The sequence below is a fragment of the Thalassotalea coralli genome (genome assembly GCF_055786205.1).
This window is the reverse complement of sequence record NZ_JBVVBK010000002.1, coordinates 305,215-323,039: the sequence shown is the minus strand read 5'-3', so window position 1 is coordinate 323,039 and position 17,825 is coordinate 305,215. Positions and strand designations below refer to the sequence as shown.

Below are 17,825 nucleotides of genomic sequence, written 5' to 3'. Positions count from 1 at the left end.
AAAAGCCGCATAAGCGGCTTTTTTTATATTAGAAAATTAATTATCTATTTTTTATACTTTTCAAACCACGCAAGCGTATTTTCAATTTTTGCAATCATTCGTGAAGGTTTACTTGCAATCCCATGAGAAGCACCAGGTACTTTTACAAGCACCGTATCTACTTTTCTCAGTTTAAGGGCTTGGTAATACTGCTCTGTTTGTGCCATTGGCGTACGTAAATCTTCTTCACCTGTTATCAACATTGTAGGTGTTGTTACATTACCGACCAAAGACATAGGTGAACGTTGCCAATAATGTTCGACGTGTTCCCAAGGCATCCCTGGAAATTGGGTAGGGATCTGACTTAATCCACTGTCTGCGGTTAATACTTTGCTCAACCAATTAATAACTGGCTTAACGACAACTGCAGCTGAGAAACGGTCTGTTAAACCAATTGCATAGGCTGTCGCGATCCCACCCGCAGAGCCACCTGCTATAAATAGGTTGTTCTCATCTACAAATCCTTTCGCTAACATGGCATCAACACCCGAATTATGGTCGGCGAAATCTTCTTTGGAGCTATATTTGTATTTCAATAACATAGCGAACCTTTCCCCGTAAGAGCTGCTGCCTCTGTGGTTGTCATAAAACACGACATAACCTTGCGCAGCAAAACGTTGAAGTTCTGCAGAAAAATGCGGGCCGTATGCTAGGTGAGGGCCACCGTGAATTTCAACAATGAGTGGGTATTTTTTCTTAGGGTCAAAATTAGGCGGTGTGATATACCAACCTTGAATTTCTTCGCCATCAAAAGAAGACTTGTATTTTATTTCATGTACTTTACCTAGCGTTTTGTGAGCAAGTAAATCTTCATTCAACTGAGTAAACTGTTTTACTTTGCCCCCTGTTTCAATTAAAGCTACGTTGGCCGGACGTTCGCTTGTGCCGTGAGAAAAAGCGATTTTACCTGAATTATTGGCACTAAATTCACCACTTATGTAGGGTCGCCCTAGAGTTGTCCCCGACAAAGTATCGGTTAGGTCGGATATCTTTCCTGAGCGACTAATTTTGGCGACTTTACGTTTACCAAAATCATCGTAGCTAAATGCTAGTTCGTTTTGAGAAATCCATTGTGGGCTTCTTATCGAGCGATCGAAGTCTTTTGCAATGAGTGTTGATTCTTTAGTGCGCCAGTTCATTAAATTTAACTTGGCGTTACGATATGGGTTTAACGCGTTAGACGTAACTAAGTAAGCTAACGTTTTACCATCACGTGAAAAGCTAGGGTTGTACTCTCTTCCTGGCATATCAGTAATTTGCGTTAGTTTCCCGCTAAGGTCTACGCTGAATAAGTCACTATCGAGAGTTTTGTACTCCCAATCGGGTAAACGATTTGCTGAAAATACAAGTGATTTGCTGTCTTTAGCCCACTCTAATCCTCGCCCATGATTAAAGTTACCTGAAGTTAATTGTCTAGCTGTTCCTCCTTCACTAGGAAGGACAAATACCTGTTGGTAACCTGGTTTTAATAAACCAACACCATCGGCTTGATATCTCGCTTTGTCGATAACAACGACAGGTTTAGCCCATTTAGCCCCTTTGGGTTTTTTAGGCATTTTTGCTAAAGAGGTTGATTTCGCTGAGACTTTTTGGGTAAATGCGAGCCATTTACCATCTGGTGACCAAGTTAAATTGCCAATGCCTTTTTGTAATTGGCTTACCATTGCTGTGCGGTTTTCTTTTAAATAATGCACATGTATTTGATAACTGCCAGACATGTTACTGACAAACGCTAGTTTAGAACCTCCTGGAGACCATACTAATTGACTGTATTTTTTGTCGTCTGAAAATAATGGAACTTGTTTACCTGTTTCTGTATTAATTAACCAAACATCACGGCTTTTACCGTCTGTCATAATTTCGTAAGCATTTCTAATGTAGGCTATTTGTTTTCCGTTAGGGGATAGCTGAATATTACTGGCGTATTCTAAAGAAAATATATCTTCAGCATTAAACAAGGTGTTATCTACAGCAAGAGCAGTCGTGCTGGAAATGCTCGATAATAGTAGACCTTGTAGTAAGGTTCTTTTCATGTATTTCTCCAATGTATTCGATACTTATTAACAGGTATTTTTCGCTGTTAAAAATAGATAATTTGAGAGACAAGGCTTTTCTTGTATCTCTTTGAAGCTTGTAGTAAAAACAACTTCAATACTAATAGTTAAGTTACAAAGTAGAGTCAACCTTTACTTGAAGTTATGAGGTCAAAGGACATGAATTTAAGGTTACTAACGGCAACAACAGCAGATGTGAATAAAATAGCGCCTTTGTTTGATTTATACCGAGTGTTTTATCAACAAAAAAGTGATCTAGCATTGGCTACTCAATTTATCACTGAACGTCTCGCTAATGATGAATCCACCATTTTTTACGTTGTCGACGAAGAAACAGGAAAAGCGCTTGGCTTTACACAACTTTATCCGACATTTTCTTCTGTTTCTGCGCAAAAAAGTCTGGTACTAAATGACTTATTTGTTGACGAAAAAGCCCGAGGGTTAGGAATATCTCGTCTACTAATGGAAGCCGCGAGAGAATTTGGCGTTCAATCAGGCGCTAAGGGTATCGCGTTAGAAACTGCATCGAATAATGTTGTCGCTCAATCTTTGTATGAATCACTTGGTTATGTAAAAGACGATGATTATTTTCATTATTTTCTAACACTTTAAAAAAGTATGGGGAGGCACTCAAAAACCTTCCTTTCTTGTTTTCACAAAAATCTTATGGTAAATCTATTTACGAATTTGTTCGTAATGGTTGGTTAGGGTTGGGATTGGTCAATATCTTTAGATTAATCAAACCATCTCTTAGGAACACAACGCACCATAAAAATAACAGGAAAGGGAATCGGCATGAAAAAACTTCATTTATCTACTGCGGTATTAGTACTTCTCGCACCATTTTCAAACGCAGATTCGGTCGGTTCAACAACAAAATATTTTAGTACCCTTCGATATAATCATGTTTCTTTACACGTGCCAGTTGTGGGCGTAAAGCCAATGTCAGCGGAACAAACTAAAGATGTAAGCCATTTTGTTTTTCACTATGATCAAAAAGGGCGCATCAGGGAAATTGTGAATAATAAGTATGGTAACTTTCGTCGCCATCCTCTGACTTATTTTGGCGCATATAAAATTAAGTTTAGCTACAACGAACACTCAGAAATTCGCACGTATTTCGATATTAATAATCAACCCATGGCAAATATTAGAGGGGTACATAAGGAGCTTTTTAAAGTAAATAAAGAAGGTTTTAAGTATCAGCTCGACTTTTATGATGTTGAAGGTAAGCCGGTAGAATCTCGATGGAATATTTCACGTTATCAATGGCTAAAAGACAAAAATTGGGTTATTGAGCAACGATTTAATTTAGCAGGAGAGCCACAACCTCTATCGCCATATTTTGCTTTTGGCAAAACAGCTATTGAATATAATGCGAAAAATGAACCAGTGAAACATATTAATTTAAATGGCGCGGGTAACTCATATGCGATGAAAAATACCGATTTTGGTGTCGCTTACTATCAAGACGAATACGATATAAATGGTTTTCATCAATCATTTAGCTATTTTGATGAACAAGGAGCCAAAGTATTAAGTCCTTTCGGCTATCATCGCGGTGAAAAATCTTATGCTAAAAATGGAAGTTTGGCTAAAACCGTGCGATTTGACACAGACGGTAAAGCGATCAAACGTCCAAATAACTTACCTCTAGATTCGCCTGCGGATAATGAAAAACAAATTATTAAACAAACCGCGTTAAACTACCTTATCGCCTTGCAAACGTTAGACCCTGTATTAATGGAAAAAACGTTGCATCAGGATTTAGCTAAAAATATTGTGAGAACTAATCGAGAAGGAAAGAGCTTTCTTCATAATACTAGTTATCAAGATATGCTTAGCTATGCTGAAAACTGGAACAAATCGGGTACTCGCTTTCCTCACAATCCTTTTAATAAAGCAGAGATACTTGGCTTGTACAAAAACATCGCTGCAGTGCAGCTTACATCAGACAATTGGGTTGAATTTCTTCATTTAGTTAAAACCAACGGTCAATGGAAAGTCAAAGATCTTGTTTGGGAATATAAAAGCAATTAGAGAGAAGTACAGGACTTTGAAAGTGGTGGGTGCGACTGGAGTTGAACCAGCGACCTCTTGCATGTCAAGCAAGCGCTCTAACCAACTGAGCTACGCTCCCACTACAGATAAGGGCTGTTATTTATCGCAAGTGCTCTAAACAACGGAGCGCTATGTTAGCGGTCTCGTTATTGAGTTGCAAGCGATTTTGTACGATTTGTTTTTAAAATCTAACTGTTTGTTTAACAAATGGTCAAATCGATTATTGATAATGCAATGCTACGCGTCGTTGAATAACTTTTAAGCGCCAAGCAAGTAATATCGCCGCGGCTGTTAAGCCTAATATAAATCCTATCCAAAAACCGTAAGGGCCTATTGGCTCAATAATCCAATCGGTTAAGCCTAGTATCAAGCCAATCGATAACCCTACTAACCAGTAGGAGACAAACGTGATATATAAAATCGCTGTAGTGTCTTTGTAACCGCGAAGTGCTCCAGCTGAGATAACTTGAATAGCATCGGAAAATTGGAATAACGCCGCTAAGAACATTAAGCTCGCTGCAAGTTCCACAACAGGAACTTCAGTACTGTATATGCCTGCAATTTGTGTTCTAAAGGCTAGCGTAAATAGCGCGGTAACGACAGCGATTACAAGGCCAAATAGGATTGAGTATTGACAAATTTCTTTTGCTTTTTCGTATTCCTTGTTACCAATTGCTGTGCCTACTTGAATAGTAACGGCCATCGCAAGGCTCAACGGTATCATAAATACTAAACCAGAAAAGTTAATGACCACTTGATGACTTGCAACAATTTCAGCGCCAAACGGTGCGAGAATTATGGCAACAACCGCAAATAAGCTCACTTCAAATAATAAAGAGAGCGCAATAGGAATGCCTAAACTTAAAATGTTTTTTATTTCGTGCCAGTTTGGCCAGTAGAATTTTTTAAAGATAGGCGCATGTTTTAAGTGTTTTGACCATAAACAGTAAAACATCATGCCGAAACACATAACCCAGTACACTATTGCAGTAGCTAATCCACAACCAGCGCCACCTAGTGCGGGAACATCACCATAGCCGTAAATAAAAATGTAGTTAGCTGGAATATTGGTTAATAGTCCCATAATACTGACTATCATAGTGGGGCGCGTATGTGAAAGTCCTTCAGAATAGTTTCTAAAAACTAGGTAGAGACAAAAACCAGGGCCACCCCAAACGATATATTCAAGGTAACTAAACATTAAACGTTTTAATTCTGGTTCAAGGCTTACTCTGTCATATAACAAGGGTTCAACTATGTAGAATAATGCAATAATCGCGACAGAAATAAAAACACCGATCCAAGCGGTTTGTTGGGTTGAATTAGCGACTTTTTCATAGGTCTTAGCCCCAGCATTTTGAGAAACGATCGGGGCTAGCGCCATCATAACGCCTGATATAGACAGTATAATGGGTAACCAAACACTACTTGCTACCGCTACCGCAGCCATATCTGTAGAGCTTACTCTGCCTGCCATTACCGTATCGGCAAAGCCCATCAAGGTTTGTATCAGTTGTGCGATTAAAATAGGATAAGCGAGCTTCATTAATCGCTTGGTGTTTAATAAAAAGGCATCTAATTGCATTGACGGTAGCGCTTCTGGTTAACGACAGATAAAATAACACCATCCATTATAACGCGGTTTATTTATGTTTACAGGTATCATTCAGCACCAAGTACAAGTTATTACAAATAAAATTTCAGACGGCACTATGCATTTAACGGTAAAGGGTGACAGTGAAATTATTGAACATTTGTCCTTAGGCGCCAGTATTGCCATTAATGGAGTTTGCTTAACAGCGGTTGAGTTTCACCTTAAAGGTGAGGCGGGAATTGTATCTTTTGACGTCATTGACGAAACGCTTCGCGTCTCTAATCTCGCTAATATTAAAGAAGGCGATTTTGTAAACTTGGAAAGATCATTAAAAGTAGGTGATGAATTAGGTGGTCACATTATTAGTGGTCACGTCCATACCATGGCGAGATTACAAAGGCGCGTTGAATCTGAAAACAACTGTCAGCTAACATTTTGTGTAGAAACTGAGTGGGGTAAATATTTGTTTGCCAAAGGCTTCATTGCGATTAACGGTATTAGTTTAACCTTAGGTGAAGCGGTAAATGGTGAGTTTAACGTGCATTTGATTCCAGAAACGTTAGCAAGAACTAATTTAGATAAATTAGAAGTAGATCAACAGGTCAATATAGAGTTTGATCAACAAACCATGACTATAGTTTCAACACTAGAGAGAATGAATCTGGTTAGATAAATACTCAGCTTTCGTTAAAATACCTGCTCATCATCACTGTCAACGGCGAGCTGTAGCTTTTGATGATACTCATCTATGTGCATATTTAAATGAATGTCTTTGCAACAAGCAGGGCATTCATCGTAATAATCTTGATCACCTTCGGTGGGATCTAAAGTTACGTAAATATTATGCCCACAGTGCGGACAAGAAATTCTTTGGTCTGTAGTGGTGTTGAGGAGGTTTGGTTGCGACATTCTTCCCCCTTGTTTTAGTGAATAATCGTACCTTTAAGTATGATCGTTTTTATCAAAAGTGCGAATTATCCTATGCTCAATTGCTAACTGTATGATAATAGGCGACTAACATATGCTTGGCTTTGATCAACGTATACACCGCCGAATAGGTTCGCGTGATTTAGGATGTGATAAAAATTATAAACATGCTTACGAATACTGTATTTTTCAGGCAGAGGGTATACTTCTTGATAGCCTTGATAAAACTCTTTGGGTAATTGACCAAATAATTCGGTCATAGCAACATCTACTTCTCTATCGCCGTAGTAGCACGCGGGATCAAATATAACAGGTTTGTTGTTCACACACCCAATGTTGCCTTGCCACAGATCACCATGCACTAAACATGGAGAAACTTGGTGATGTAGCAGTAGATCGTGACAAACTTTAACTAAGTGATCGATATCGCCCAGATAAACCGACTTTTCCTTTAAAAGTTGTAATTGCATGCCAATACGCTGTTCAGCGAAAAACTCTCGCCAATTACTTTGCCATGGGTTTACCTGAATTGTGTTACCTATATAGTTATCACTTTGCCAGCCAAACTGTCCATGACTAGAGGTTTTATGTAATTTGGCTAGCCCAATGCCTAATGCACGCCAATTCTTGTTTACCATTGGTTTTAGCGATAACCATTCAAGCACAAGAAAAGATTTATCTAATGTAACGCCATAGGTAATAACTTGGGGTACATAAATTGTTTGAACACTAGCAAGTTGTTTTAGACTATATGCTTCAGCCTCAAAAGCATCTAAAAAGGGCTTGTCATTAATTTTTATGAAGTAACTTTTTTTTGAGCCGCTAACTTTGAACGCTAAATTTATATCGCCACCAGTGACGGTTTCTGTATGCTCGATGGAAAAAGGTTCACCGATCGCGTTTTCTATTGCATTAGCTATTGTTTTCCACATAAAACCCGAGCCTAGCTGTAATCTAATATCTCTAATTTTTATTATAGTCCTGATTAATAGGGACGTTCAAAATACCGTTATTTTGTTAAACTTTACCAAAGATTTAAATAATCAGTCGCTAAGGTAAAAATACACTGTTTTTTGTCGTTGCAATATACGTAAATATCCCCTATATTCTCTCGCTCTATTAGATACTAAGGTAATGACTCGTTGTTATTATCTTATGAAAATTATATAAACATTCGACACTTGGTAGGTGCCGACACTGTATAAGGAAAACTCATGCCTGTAATTACTCTCCCTGACGGAAGTCAACGCTCATTTGAAAATGCCGTATCTGTAATGGATGTAGCTTTAGATATTGGTCCTGGTTTAGCAAAAGCGACCATTGCTGGTCGTGTAAACGGTGAATTAGTTGACGCTTGTGAATTAATTGAAAATGACGCGGATTTACAGCTTATAACGAATAAAGATCAAGATGGTCTTGAAATAATTCGTCACTCTTGTGCGCATTTATTGGGTCACGCTATTAAGCAATTATGGCCAGACACGAAAATGGCGATAGGTCCTGTCATCGATAACGGTTTTTACTACGATATCGATTTAGAACACTCTATTAATGAAGAAGACCTAGTTAAGCTAGAAAAGCGTATGCTTGAGCTAGCCAAAACAAACTATGATGTTGTTAAGAAAACTGTTTCTTGGCAAGAAGCGCGCGATACATTCGAAGCTCGCGGCGAAACTTACAAAATGGAAATCTTAGACGAAAATATCGAAAAAGATGATCGTCCAGGTTTATATCACCACGAAGAATACGTTGACATGTGTCGAGGCCCTCACGTGCCTAATATGCGTCATTGTCATCATTTAAAACTGATGAAGGTAGCTGGTGCTTATTGGCGCGGTGATTCAGACAATAAAATGCTGCAACGTATTTACGGCACAGCATGGGCTGATAAAAAGCAACTTAAAGCATACATTCAACGCCTTGCTGAAGCGGAAAAACGCGACCACCGTAAGATCGGTAAAGCCTTGAACTTGTTCCATTGGCAAGAAGAAGCGCCAGGTATGGTATTTTGGCACAACGATGGCTGGACTATTTATACAGAGCTAGAAAAGTTTGTTCGTGAAAAACTACACGAGTATGACTACGACGAAGTAAAAGGTCCATTAATGATGGATCGAGGCCTTTGGGAAAAATCTGGTCACTGGGATAAATACTCAGATGCAATGTTCACAACGGAATCTGAAAAGCGTGAATATGCTATTAAGCCGATGAACTGTCCTGGTCACGTTCAAATTTTTAACCAAGGTTTAAAATCTTATCGTGATCTACCGTTACGAATGGCAGAGTTTGGCTGTTGTCACCGTAATGAGCCATCAGGTGCACTACATGGTTTAATGCGTGTACGTGGCTTTACTCAAGATGATGCACACGTATTCTGTACCGAAGACCAAGTACAAGACGAAGTGACAAAATGTATTGAAATGGTTTATGACGTTTATCAAACATTTGGCTTCGAAGATATTATTGTTAAGCTTTCTACGCGTCCTGAAAAACGTATTGGTGACGATGCAATGTGGGATAAAGCAGAGCAGGGCTTAGCTGACGCATTAAAGTCGAAAGATATCGAGTTTGAATATTTACCAGGCGAAGGTGCATTCTATGGTCCTAAAATTGAGTTTACTTTACTCGATTGTTTAGGTCGTAACTGGCAGTGTGGTACAGTTCAGCTAGACTTTGCTTTACCAGAAAGATTAGGTGCGACATACGTAGGTGAAGATAACGAACGTTATCAACCTGTAATGATTCACCGCGCGATCTTGGGTTCTCTTGAACGTTTTATCGGAATTTTGATTGAAGAATACTCAGGAAAATTCCCAACTTGGTTATCGCCAATTCAAGCAACAGTGATGAATATTACTGACAAACAGTCTGAATATTGCGAAAAAGTTGTAAAAAAACTGAAAGAAAATGGATTTAGAGCAAAAGTAGACTTGAGAAATGAGAAGATAGGCTTTAAAATCCGCGAGCACACTTTAAAGCGTGTTCCATATTTACTTGTTGTTGGTGACAAGGAAATGGAAAACGGCGAAATTGCTATTCGCACACGAAGTGGTGAAGATTTAGGAAAAATGTCGGTAGACGACTTCATTGCTAAACTTAGTGAAGAAGTTCGTACGCGGGCATAATTAGCCTTGCTGGCTATTGCTAAATTATTTGTTAATTACTTGGAGGAATAAACTATCAAAGGTAGTTTAAAAGGCGGTCAAAAAGAGCCGCAACACAAACTGAACGAAGCTATTACGGCAAATGAAGTACGTTTAATTGGCTTAGATAACGAAGCGCTTGGTGTTGTTTCACTAGATGAAGCATTAGACGAAGCTGAAAAAGCGGGTGTTGACTTAGTGGAAATTAGCCCAACGGCTAAACCACCAGTTTGTCGTGTGATGGACTACGGTAAGTTCCTCTACGAAAAAAGTAAGCAGCAAAAAGAGCAAAAGAAAAAGCAGAAACAGATTCAGGTTAAGGAAATTAAATTCCGTCCTGGTACAGATGAAGGTGACTATCAAGTTAAATTACGTAACTTGAAGCGCTTCGTAGAAGGTGGCGACAAAGTTAAAGTAACTTTGCGTTTCCGCGGTCGTGAGATGGCACACCAAGAATTAGGTATTGAGCTACTAACTCGTGTTAAAAACGATTTAGAAGAGCTGACTACTGTAGAATCTTTCCCTAGAAAGGCGGAAGGTCGTCAAATGGTGATGGTGCTCGCACCGAAAAAATAATCAATAGTAGGTAATAGCAAGTAGTAAAAAGCAATTTTTACTCACCTCTATTGTGTTTAACCGGTAACATTAGGCTTGCAAGTAAAGTGGTTTATCCATTTTCGCCTAAGTTGCTAAATTTCAATGGCAATGTGGAGTTTACATCAATGCCTAAAATGAAAACTAACAAAGGTGCTGCTAAGCGCTTTAAAAAAACTGCTTCAGGCGGTTACAAATGCAAACAAGCTGGTCTTCGTCACATTTTGACTAAGCGTCGTACTAAAGTTAAACGTCATCTACGTGCTAAAAGCATGGTAGCTGCTTCAGATGTGAAAGCAGTAGACAAATTACTTCGCAACGCTTAATTAGAGGAGATTAGCACATGGCAAGAGTAAAACGCGGTGTTGTAGCACGTCGTTCTCATAAGAAAATTTTAAAGCAAGCGAAAGGTTACTACGGTGCTCGTAGTCGCGTATATCGCGTTGCATTCCAAGCTGTAACTAAAGCTGGCCAATACGCATACCGTGACCGTCGTCAACGTAAGCGTCAATTCCGTCAACTTTGGATTGCTCGTATCAACGCGGCAGCTCGTCAAAACGGTTTATCTTACAGCCGTTTCATCAATGGCTTGAAAAAGGCATCGATTGAAATCGATCGTAAGATCCTAGCTGACATCGCTGTATACGATAAAGCAGCATTCTCAGTATTAGTTGAAAAAGCGCAAGCTTCTTTAGCTTAATCAAGAGATACTCTTAGTAAAGGACGCCATTCGGCGTCCTTTTCTATTTAGACGATATTTTTATTTGCTAATTGCATTCATAACTGCGTCAAGAATGCTCGTTTACCAAAGTAAACTGCGCTTTCTTTCCTTGCTCTTAACGCAATTATCTTCAAAAATATAACGTCTAAAACATTTAAAATTAGATTGGTTTTAAGAATTGATTTGTTTGTTATTGTTGATGTGGCAATAGTAAACAAATCTATTCTTTAAAAATAAGGTTTAAACAATGAGTGTTTCTGGTGTTTTAGCCGTTAATAACGATTTACCTATTCGTACTGATTTGCCGGTTCATAGCGGTAAAGTTCGTTCTGTTTACTGGTTAACAAAAGAAGACAGTGCGCGTTTAATTCAAGAAAAAGGCTATCAAGTGCCTGCTGATACTGAATTAGCGATTATGGTGATCAGCGACCGTATTTCAGCATTTGATTGTATCTGGAAAGGTGAAGGTGACATGCGAGGCGTACCTGGTAAAGGTGCTGCGTTAAATGCGATTTCTAATCACTGGTTTAAATTGTTTAAAGAGCAAGGATTAGCAGACAGTCATATTCTTGATATTCCGCATCCGTTTGTTTGGATTGTTCAGAAAGCTAAACCTGTCATGATCGAAGCTATTTGTCGTAGTTATATTACAGGCTCTATGTGGCGTGCTTATGAAAAAGGTGAGCGAGAGTTTTGCGGTATTCAACTACCGGAAGGCTTACAGCGCGATACTAAATTACCAGAATTACTGATGACACCGTCGACTAAAGGTATTTTAAAAGGCATTCTAGGCGTGCCGGAAGCCGATGATGTTAATATTACTCGTCAGAACATTACGGATAACTTTGCGTCATTTAACTTTAAATCAGCTGATGATGTTTCTCTTTATGAAAAGTTATTAACAGAAGGCTTCGAAGTTATCTCTGGAGCGCTCGCTAAACTAGATCAAATCTTTGTTGATACCAAATTTGAGTTTGGCTACGTAAAAGACAAAGAAGGTAATGACAAATTAATTTATATGGATGAAGTAGGGACACCAGATTCTTCTAGAATTTGGGATGGTCCAGCCTATAGAGAAGGTAAAGTACTGGAGAACTCTAAAGAAGGATTCAGACAGTTACTTTTAAATCATTTTCCAGATCCAGACATTTTGCTAAATAAAGAACGTATGGAAGAGCGTACTGCATTAGCGAATGACAATGAATTGCCGCAAGAAGTGCTCATGCAAGTATCAAAAACCTATACAGATATTGCAGAAAAAATTACCGGTGAAAAAATTGTTTTAAGTGAAGATCCAAAAGCAGAAATTATTGAAGTGTTGAAACAACACTATCAGCTAATCGATTAGTATAGATCTTACGTACATTTAAAGGCTAGTTTGTTAACTAGCCTTTTTTTATGTCCACCTTGTTGAAAAGTCTTTAGAGATTAACGCTAATCCTAATTTAACCGTAAATAAAATAGGGTTTTTGTCACTTATTTTCCTGTTGAAAAACTGAGCTAAAACAGTGTGATATGTTAACAATATGATAAATTTTCAGGCTTTCAGCGCTAACTTTGGAAAAAATGTTAATTTTCCATTGAAACATCATATAGCCTATGACTATATTTGTAAGTACTAACGAGAAGTAATAGAAGTAACCAATTCTACGGAAGGCACAAACAATATGAATGATGCTACAAATCAGGATCTCGATATTCAATCTTTAACTGCGAAAGTAGATGCACTAAATCGTGTACAAGCCGTTATTGAATTTGAGCTCGATGGCACAATCAAAACCGCAAACGAAAATTTCCTCGCAACAGTTGGATATTCGTTAGAAGAGATAGTAGGACAGCATCATAGTATGTTTACAACGCCAGAGTATGCAGCAAGTGCTGAATATAAAGCGTTTTGGCAAAAGCTTAACCGCGGTGAATTCGATACTGGTGAGTACAAGCGTTTAGGAAAAAACGGCAAAGAAGTTTGGATCCATGCTTCTTATAACCCTGTTTTAGATGAAAATGGCAAGGTAATTAGTGTTGTGAAATTCGCAACTGATATTACTGAACAAAAACGCCAGCGTGCGGACTTTACCGGTCAGATAGAAGCTATTAGTAAATCTCAGGCGGTTATCGAATTTAATATGGATGGCACCATTATTACCGCCAATGACAACTTTTTAGCTGCTATGGGTTATACCCTAGAGGAAATCAAGGGGCAGCATCATAGCATGTTTGCAGAACCGGATTATGCTCAAAGTATAGAATATAAAGAGTTCTGGCAGCATTTAAATGAAGGTAAGTTTGATTCAGGTGAGTACAAGCGTTTAGGTAAAGGCGGTAAAGAAATTTGGATTCAAGCTTCTTACAACCCTATATTCGATTTAAACGGCAGTCCATTCAAAGTCGTCAAGTACGCTGCCGACGTTACTTCTCAAAAGTTACAAAATGCAGACTTTGTTGGTCAAATCGATGCTATCAGCAAATCACAAGCAGTTATTGAATTTAATATGGACGGTACCATCATCACTGCCAATGAAAATTTCTTGGCGGCTATGGGGTATTCGTTAGAAGAAATTCAAGGCCAGCATCATAGTATGTTCGCTGAACCTCATTATGCCAATAGTCACGAATATCGCGAGTTTTGGCGTCGTCTTAACCAAGGTGAATTCGATACTGGTGAGTATAAGCGTTTAGCTAAAGGTGGGCGTGAGATTTGGATTAATGCTTCATATAACCCAATTTTTGATTTAAATGGTAAACCATTTAAAGTGGTTAAGTTTGCCTCTGACGTTACTGCACAAAAAATACAAAACGCAGACTTTTCAGGTCAAATTGATGCTATCAGCAAATCACAAGCAGTTATTGAATTTAATATGGACGGTACCATCATCACTGCCAATGAAAATTTCTTGGCGGCCATGGGTTATTCGTTAGAAGAAATTCAAGGCCAGCATCATAGTATGTTCGCTGAACCTCATTATGCCAATAGCCATGAATATAGAATGTTTTGGCAACAGCTTAATGAAGGGAAGTTCGACACCGGTGAGTACAAACGTTTAGGTAAGGGCGGTAAAGAGATTTGGATCAATGCCTCATATAACCCTATCTTAGACTTAAACGGCAAGCCATTTAAGGTCGTTAAATATGCTACCGATGTTACCGCTGAAAAACTGCAAAACGCTAATTTTTCTGGTCAAATCGATGCAATTAGTAAATCTCAGGCGGTTATCGAATTCAATATGGATGGCACCATCATTGATGCTAATGACAACTTCTTAAACACTTTGGGTTATCGCTTAGAGGAAATTAAAGGTCAACATCATAGAATGTTTGCCGAACCTGAGTTAGCGCAGAGCCAAGAATATCAGATGTTTTGGCAAAAGCTTAATCGAGGTGAATTCGATACGGGTGAATACAAACGTTTAGGCAAACACGGTAAAGAAATTTGGATTCAAGCGTCGTATAACCCTATTTTCGACTTAAACGGCAACCCATATAAAGTTGTTAAATACGCAACTGATATTACTCAGCGCAAGAAAGCCATTGCAGAAATTAAAGAAGTAATGCTTGCGTTAGCTTCAGGTGACTTAACCAAACAAATCGACGATGATTTAGGTGGCGAATTCAATGTGTTAGGTGATGCAATGAATAGCTTACTCAATAACTTAAACGACATGGTAAGCAGTATTCGTAACAGTGCAAATCATGTATTTGACGCGTCGAGCGAACTGGCCTCCGGTAATGCTGAACTTAGCAAACGTACCGAATCTCAAGCAGCGAGCCTAGAAGAAACAGCCTCGGCAATGGAAGAGTTAACCTCCACTGTTGAGCAGAACGCTAACAATGCGAGTGAAGCAACGAAACTTTCAACTAACGCAATGGCTAAAGCACAAGATGGCGGAACAGTTATTAATAGTGCTATAGACGCTATGCAGGCTATCGAAAAATCGAGTAAAGAAATCTCTGATATTATCAGTGTAATCGATGAAATCGCTTTCCAAACGAACTTACTTGCTTTAAATGCGGCTGTTGAAGCTGCAAGAGCGGGAGAGCAAGGTAGAGGGTTTGCGGTAGTAGCGAGTGAGGTACGAAACCTTGCACAACGAAGCGCTTCAGCGGCTAAAGAAATCAAAGGACTTATTAACGATAGTGTTGAAGCTGTTAGTCAAGGAAGCAAGCTTGTTGATGATTCCGGCAAAACATTTGGTGAGTTAGCTGATGCTGTTCAAGAAGTTGTTACTATGATGTCTGATATTGACAGTGCGAGTAGAGAACAAACAGCTGGTATTTCTGAAGTAAGTAATGCCGTATCTCAAATGGACGGCATGACACAGCAAAACGCTGCACTGGTTGAGGAAGCAACTGCCGCAAGTAAATCTATGGAAGATCAGGCAAGTCAATTGATTCAACAGGTGTCAAACTTTACTACGAATGACATCGACGATGAGCCTGAGCCAATGAGACGCCCGCAGTCTGCTGCAAGACCTATCAGAAAGAAACCTAGACCTGTCGTTAGAAGACAGGAATTAGATGAATGGAGCGAGTTCTAGCGACATTTTTATAAAGAATAACGCGTTTAATGCACTGTAAGCTAAGTTTAATTAACACAGCTACGGTGCATTTTTATTTTTACCGGTGTGGTTTTGAGGCAAGTTAAATGAAAACAATAGGACTAATTGGCGGCATGAGTTGGGAGTCAACCGTCAGTTATTATCAAGCGATAAACCAGGGGATTGGTAAATTGCTAGGTGGCTTACATTCGGCAAAAATTTGTTTACACAGTGTTGATTTTGCAGAAATTGAGAAAGCCCAACACGAAGGCGAGTGGGGTAAAACCGCAGACATTCTCGTAAAAGCTGCTAAATCTATTGAAGCCGCGGGTGCTGATTTTTTTCTTATTTGTACTAATACCATGCATAAAGTTGCAGGAGAAGTAGAAAAATCGGTGAATATACCGCTCATTCATATCGCAGATGCTACAGCGAACGCTTTGGTGGCAAATGGTATTAAAAAAGTTGGTTTGTTAGGCACCAAATTTACGATGGAGCAAGAGTTTTATAAACAACGATTAATCGAGAAATTTGATATAGATGTTATTGTGCCAAATGAAGCTGATCGTGATTTAGTGCATCGCGTTATTTACGAAGAATTATGTTTGGGCAATATTCGTGAGCAGTCTAAAGAAAGTTACTTAGATATAATTGAAAGCATGCAGCAAGCTGGAGCTCAGGCGGTTATTTTAGGGTGTACAGAAATTGCTTTATTAGTTGCGCAAGAAGATACCTCTGTTCGTTTATTTGATACGACAACTATTCACGCACAAAGCGCGGTTGATTTTGCGTTAGTTTGAATCGGGTAATTTATAAGTACAATAATTACGCAACCCGATCACCAATTTATGAAAGTATTGCTCAGTGATTTTAATACGTTAGAAGCAATAGTTAAGAAAGTTAGTTTAAACGTAGTGAGATAGGGTAATAGTTTGGATAGAAATACTCATTGGAATAAGTGTTACATAGATGGCGAAAATAGTGCTTTAGGTTGGCAAGAAAAAGATCAGAGTCAAACGAAAAAGTTCATTGAACAAATGCCAATTACATCTACTACCAGAGCATTTATTGCCGGTGCTGGTACTTCAGAATTAGCAGATGAATTAGCCGAACGCGTGGGTTATCTCATCCTAAATGACATTAGTGATGTCGCCTTGTCAGCACTGGAAAAAAGACTGAAATCTGGTCATCATCAACGATTTTTACATGACTTGGGAACCGAGTTTTCGTTAGAAAAGCCGATTGATTTATGGATAGATAGAGCAGTATTACATTTCCTACTATCGGAGCAGGAAATTTCACAGTATTTCGAAAATATTAATAAAAACATGGCTATAGGTGGTTACGTGTTACTTGCTCAGTTTTCGAATGAAGGCGCAAATCGCTGTGCAGGACTAGAAGTTCATCGCTATTCGCTTGAGGAGTTGGTGTCTAGAATGGGGACCGGCTTTGAGTTAGTGTCTTTTGAGAATCATTGCTTTATAAACCCTTATGGCAATGAACGCCCATACGTCTATGCTTTGTTTAAACGAAAGCTAGGTTAACTTAACTGTTTAGTTAAAATGTTTTCTATTTCATATGGAGACTATTCATGAATTTTTCCGTGTATATGGCAATGAGCTTAGATGGATTTATTGCAACTGAGGACGGCGGCGTTGATTGGTTGCAACAAACTGGTGACCAATCTGTTGATATGTCAGAGTTCGGCGATTTAGGTTTTTCAGAGTTTATTAACAGCGTAGATGCCATGGTAATGGGTAGAAATACCATGCAAGTTATCGCAAATATGAACCTGACACCCGAGCAGTGGCCATACGGTGAGCTACCTATATATGTGCTAAGCCGGACTTTGACTGATGTACCTGCGAGTTTACCAAGTTCAGTTGTACTGAGAAGCTCTTTAGAAGAATTACTGTTGGAGCTGAAAACACAAAATGTTGAGCACGTTTATGTTGATGGCGGTAAGTTAATTAATACTTGTTTAGATAAACAGCTTATTACGTCATTACAATTAACACAGCTTCCAATTATTTTGGGGAAGGGAATACGGTTATTTTCTCAAAGAGAGCAACCGATAAATTTAAGTCAGCTTTCTGCAAAAGTTTACCCAAATAATTTCTTAACAATTAACTATCAACTTCAGTATTAGTGCCATAT

Annotated in this window: 16 protein-coding genes and 1 tRNA gene; 12 read left to right on the top strand and 5 right to left on the bottom strand. The window is 38.8% G+C overall.

What is annotated here, in order from left to right; genetic code table 11:
- Nucleotides 1–44: 44 nt before the first annotated feature.
- Nucleotides 45–2,072 (bottom strand): S9 family peptidase, encoded by a 2,028-nt coding sequence (locus ACOB80_RS06865; RefSeq protein WP_473165071.1) that lies wholly within the window; start codon nucleotides 2,070–2,072, stop codon nucleotides 45–47.
- A 180-nt stretch (nucleotides 2,073–2,252) separates the two neighbouring features.
- On the opposite strand from ACOB80_RS06865, the gene ACOB80_RS06860 reads away from it, so the two are divergent.
- Both ACOB80_RS06860 and ACOB80_RS06855 read left to right on the top strand, forming a co-directional pair.
- A complete protein-coding gene (locus tag ACOB80_RS06860; protein WP_473165070.1) occupies nucleotides 2,253–2,705 on the top strand; it encodes a GNAT family N-acetyltransferase in 453 nt (150 codons plus the stop codon).
- A gap of 183 nt (nucleotides 2,706–2,888) precedes the next feature.
- A complete protein-coding gene (locus ACOB80_RS06855) occupies nucleotides 2,889–4,133 on the top strand; it encodes a nuclear transport factor 2 family protein (RefSeq protein WP_473165069.1) in 1,245 nt (414 codons plus the stop codon).
- Nucleotides 4,134–4,156: 23 nt separating this feature from the next.
- On the opposite strand, the gene ACOB80_RS06850 is transcribed toward ACOB80_RS06855, so the two are convergent.
- A tRNA-Val gene (locus ACOB80_RS06850) sits at nucleotides 4,157–4,233 on the bottom strand.
- Between the two features lie 141 nt (nucleotides 4,234–4,374).
- A complete protein-coding gene (locus ACOB80_RS06845; RefSeq protein ID WP_473165068.1) occupies nucleotides 4,375–5,739 on the bottom strand; it encodes an MATE family efflux transporter in 1,365 nt (454 codons plus the stop codon).
- A 64-nt stretch (nucleotides 5,740–5,803) separates the two neighbouring features.
- Here ACOB80_RS06845 and ACOB80_RS06840 point away from each other — a divergent pair, with 64 nt between their 5' ends.
- Nucleotides 5,804–6,421: a riboflavin synthase subunit alpha gene (locus ACOB80_RS06840; protein ID WP_473165067.1), complete on the top strand. Its 618-nt coding sequence runs from the start codon at nucleotides 5,804–5,806 to the stop codon at nucleotides 6,419–6,421.
- A 14-nt stretch (nucleotides 6,422–6,435) separates the two neighbouring features.
- On the opposite strand, the gene ACOB80_RS06835 is transcribed toward ACOB80_RS06840, so the two are convergent.
- The gene (locus ACOB80_RS06835; protein ID WP_473165066.1) at nucleotides 6,436–6,657 is read right to left on the bottom strand and encodes a CPXCG motif-containing cysteine-rich protein; all 222 of its coding nucleotides are present in this window, start codon (nucleotides 6,655–6,657) and stop codon (nucleotides 6,436–6,438) included.
- An 83-nt stretch (nucleotides 6,658–6,740) separates the two neighbouring features.
- The gene (locus ACOB80_RS06830; protein ID WP_473165065.1) at nucleotides 6,741–7,607 is read right to left on the bottom strand and encodes a fructosamine kinase family protein; all 867 of its coding nucleotides are present in this window, start codon (nucleotides 7,605–7,607) and stop codon (nucleotides 6,741–6,743) included.
- Between the two features lie 282 nt (nucleotides 7,608–7,889).
- On the opposite strand from ACOB80_RS06830, the gene thrS reads away from it, so the two are divergent.
- The 9 genes from thrS (at nucleotide 7,890) to ACOB80_RS06785 (ending at nucleotide 17,817) form a co-directional block, all read left to right on the top strand.
- Nucleotides 7,890–9,800, top strand: a complete 1,911-nt coding sequence (thrS, locus tag ACOB80_RS06825) for a threonine--tRNA ligase (protein WP_473165064.1) — start codon at nucleotides 7,890–7,892, stop codon at nucleotides 9,798–9,800.
- 54 nt (nucleotides 9,801–9,854) lie between these two features.
- Nucleotides 9,855–10,394, top strand: a complete 540-nt coding sequence (gene infC, locus ACOB80_RS06820; RefSeq protein WP_473165339.1) for a translation initiation factor IF-3 — start codon at nucleotides 9,855–9,857, stop codon at nucleotides 10,392–10,394.
- Between the two features lie 146 nt (nucleotides 10,395–10,540).
- Nucleotides 10,541–10,738, top strand: a complete 198-nt coding sequence (gene rpmI, locus ACOB80_RS06815) for a 50S ribosomal protein L35 (RefSeq protein ID WP_193021437.1) — start codon at nucleotides 10,541–10,543, stop codon at nucleotides 10,736–10,738.
- 17 nt (nucleotides 10,739–10,755) lie between these two features.
- Nucleotides 10,756–11,112: a 50S ribosomal protein L20 gene (gene rplT, locus ACOB80_RS06810; RefSeq protein ID WP_074499380.1), complete on the top strand. Its 357-nt coding sequence runs from the start codon at nucleotides 10,756–10,758 to the stop codon at nucleotides 11,110–11,112.
- Nucleotides 11,113–11,380: 268 nt separating this feature from the next.
- Nucleotides 11,381–12,481, top strand: a complete 1,101-nt coding sequence (locus tag ACOB80_RS06805; protein ID WP_473165063.1) for a phosphoribosylaminoimidazolesuccinocarboxamide synthase — start codon at nucleotides 11,381–11,383, stop codon at nucleotides 12,479–12,481.
- Nucleotides 12,482–12,800: 319 nt separating this feature from the next.
- A complete protein-coding gene (locus ACOB80_RS06800) occupies nucleotides 12,801–15,668 on the top strand; it encodes a methyl-accepting chemotaxis protein (RefSeq protein ID WP_473165062.1) in 2,868 nt (955 codons plus the stop codon).
- A gap of 107 nt (nucleotides 15,669–15,775) precedes the next feature.
- Nucleotides 15,776–16,468: an aspartate/glutamate racemase family protein gene (locus tag ACOB80_RS06795; RefSeq protein ID WP_473165061.1), complete on the top strand. Its 693-nt coding sequence runs from the start codon at nucleotides 15,776–15,778 to the stop codon at nucleotides 16,466–16,468.
- 132 nt (nucleotides 16,469–16,600) lie between these two features.
- A complete protein-coding gene (locus tag ACOB80_RS06790) occupies nucleotides 16,601–17,212 on the top strand; it encodes a methyltransferase domain-containing protein (RefSeq protein ID WP_473165060.1) in 612 nt (203 codons plus the stop codon).
- Between the two features lie 47 nt (nucleotides 17,213–17,259).
- The gene (locus tag ACOB80_RS06785) at nucleotides 17,260–17,817 is read left to right on the top strand and encodes a dihydrofolate reductase family protein (RefSeq protein ID WP_473165059.1); all 558 of its coding nucleotides are present in this window, start codon (nucleotides 17,260–17,262) and stop codon (nucleotides 17,815–17,817) included.
- Nucleotides 17,818–17,825 lie beyond the last annotated feature (8 nt).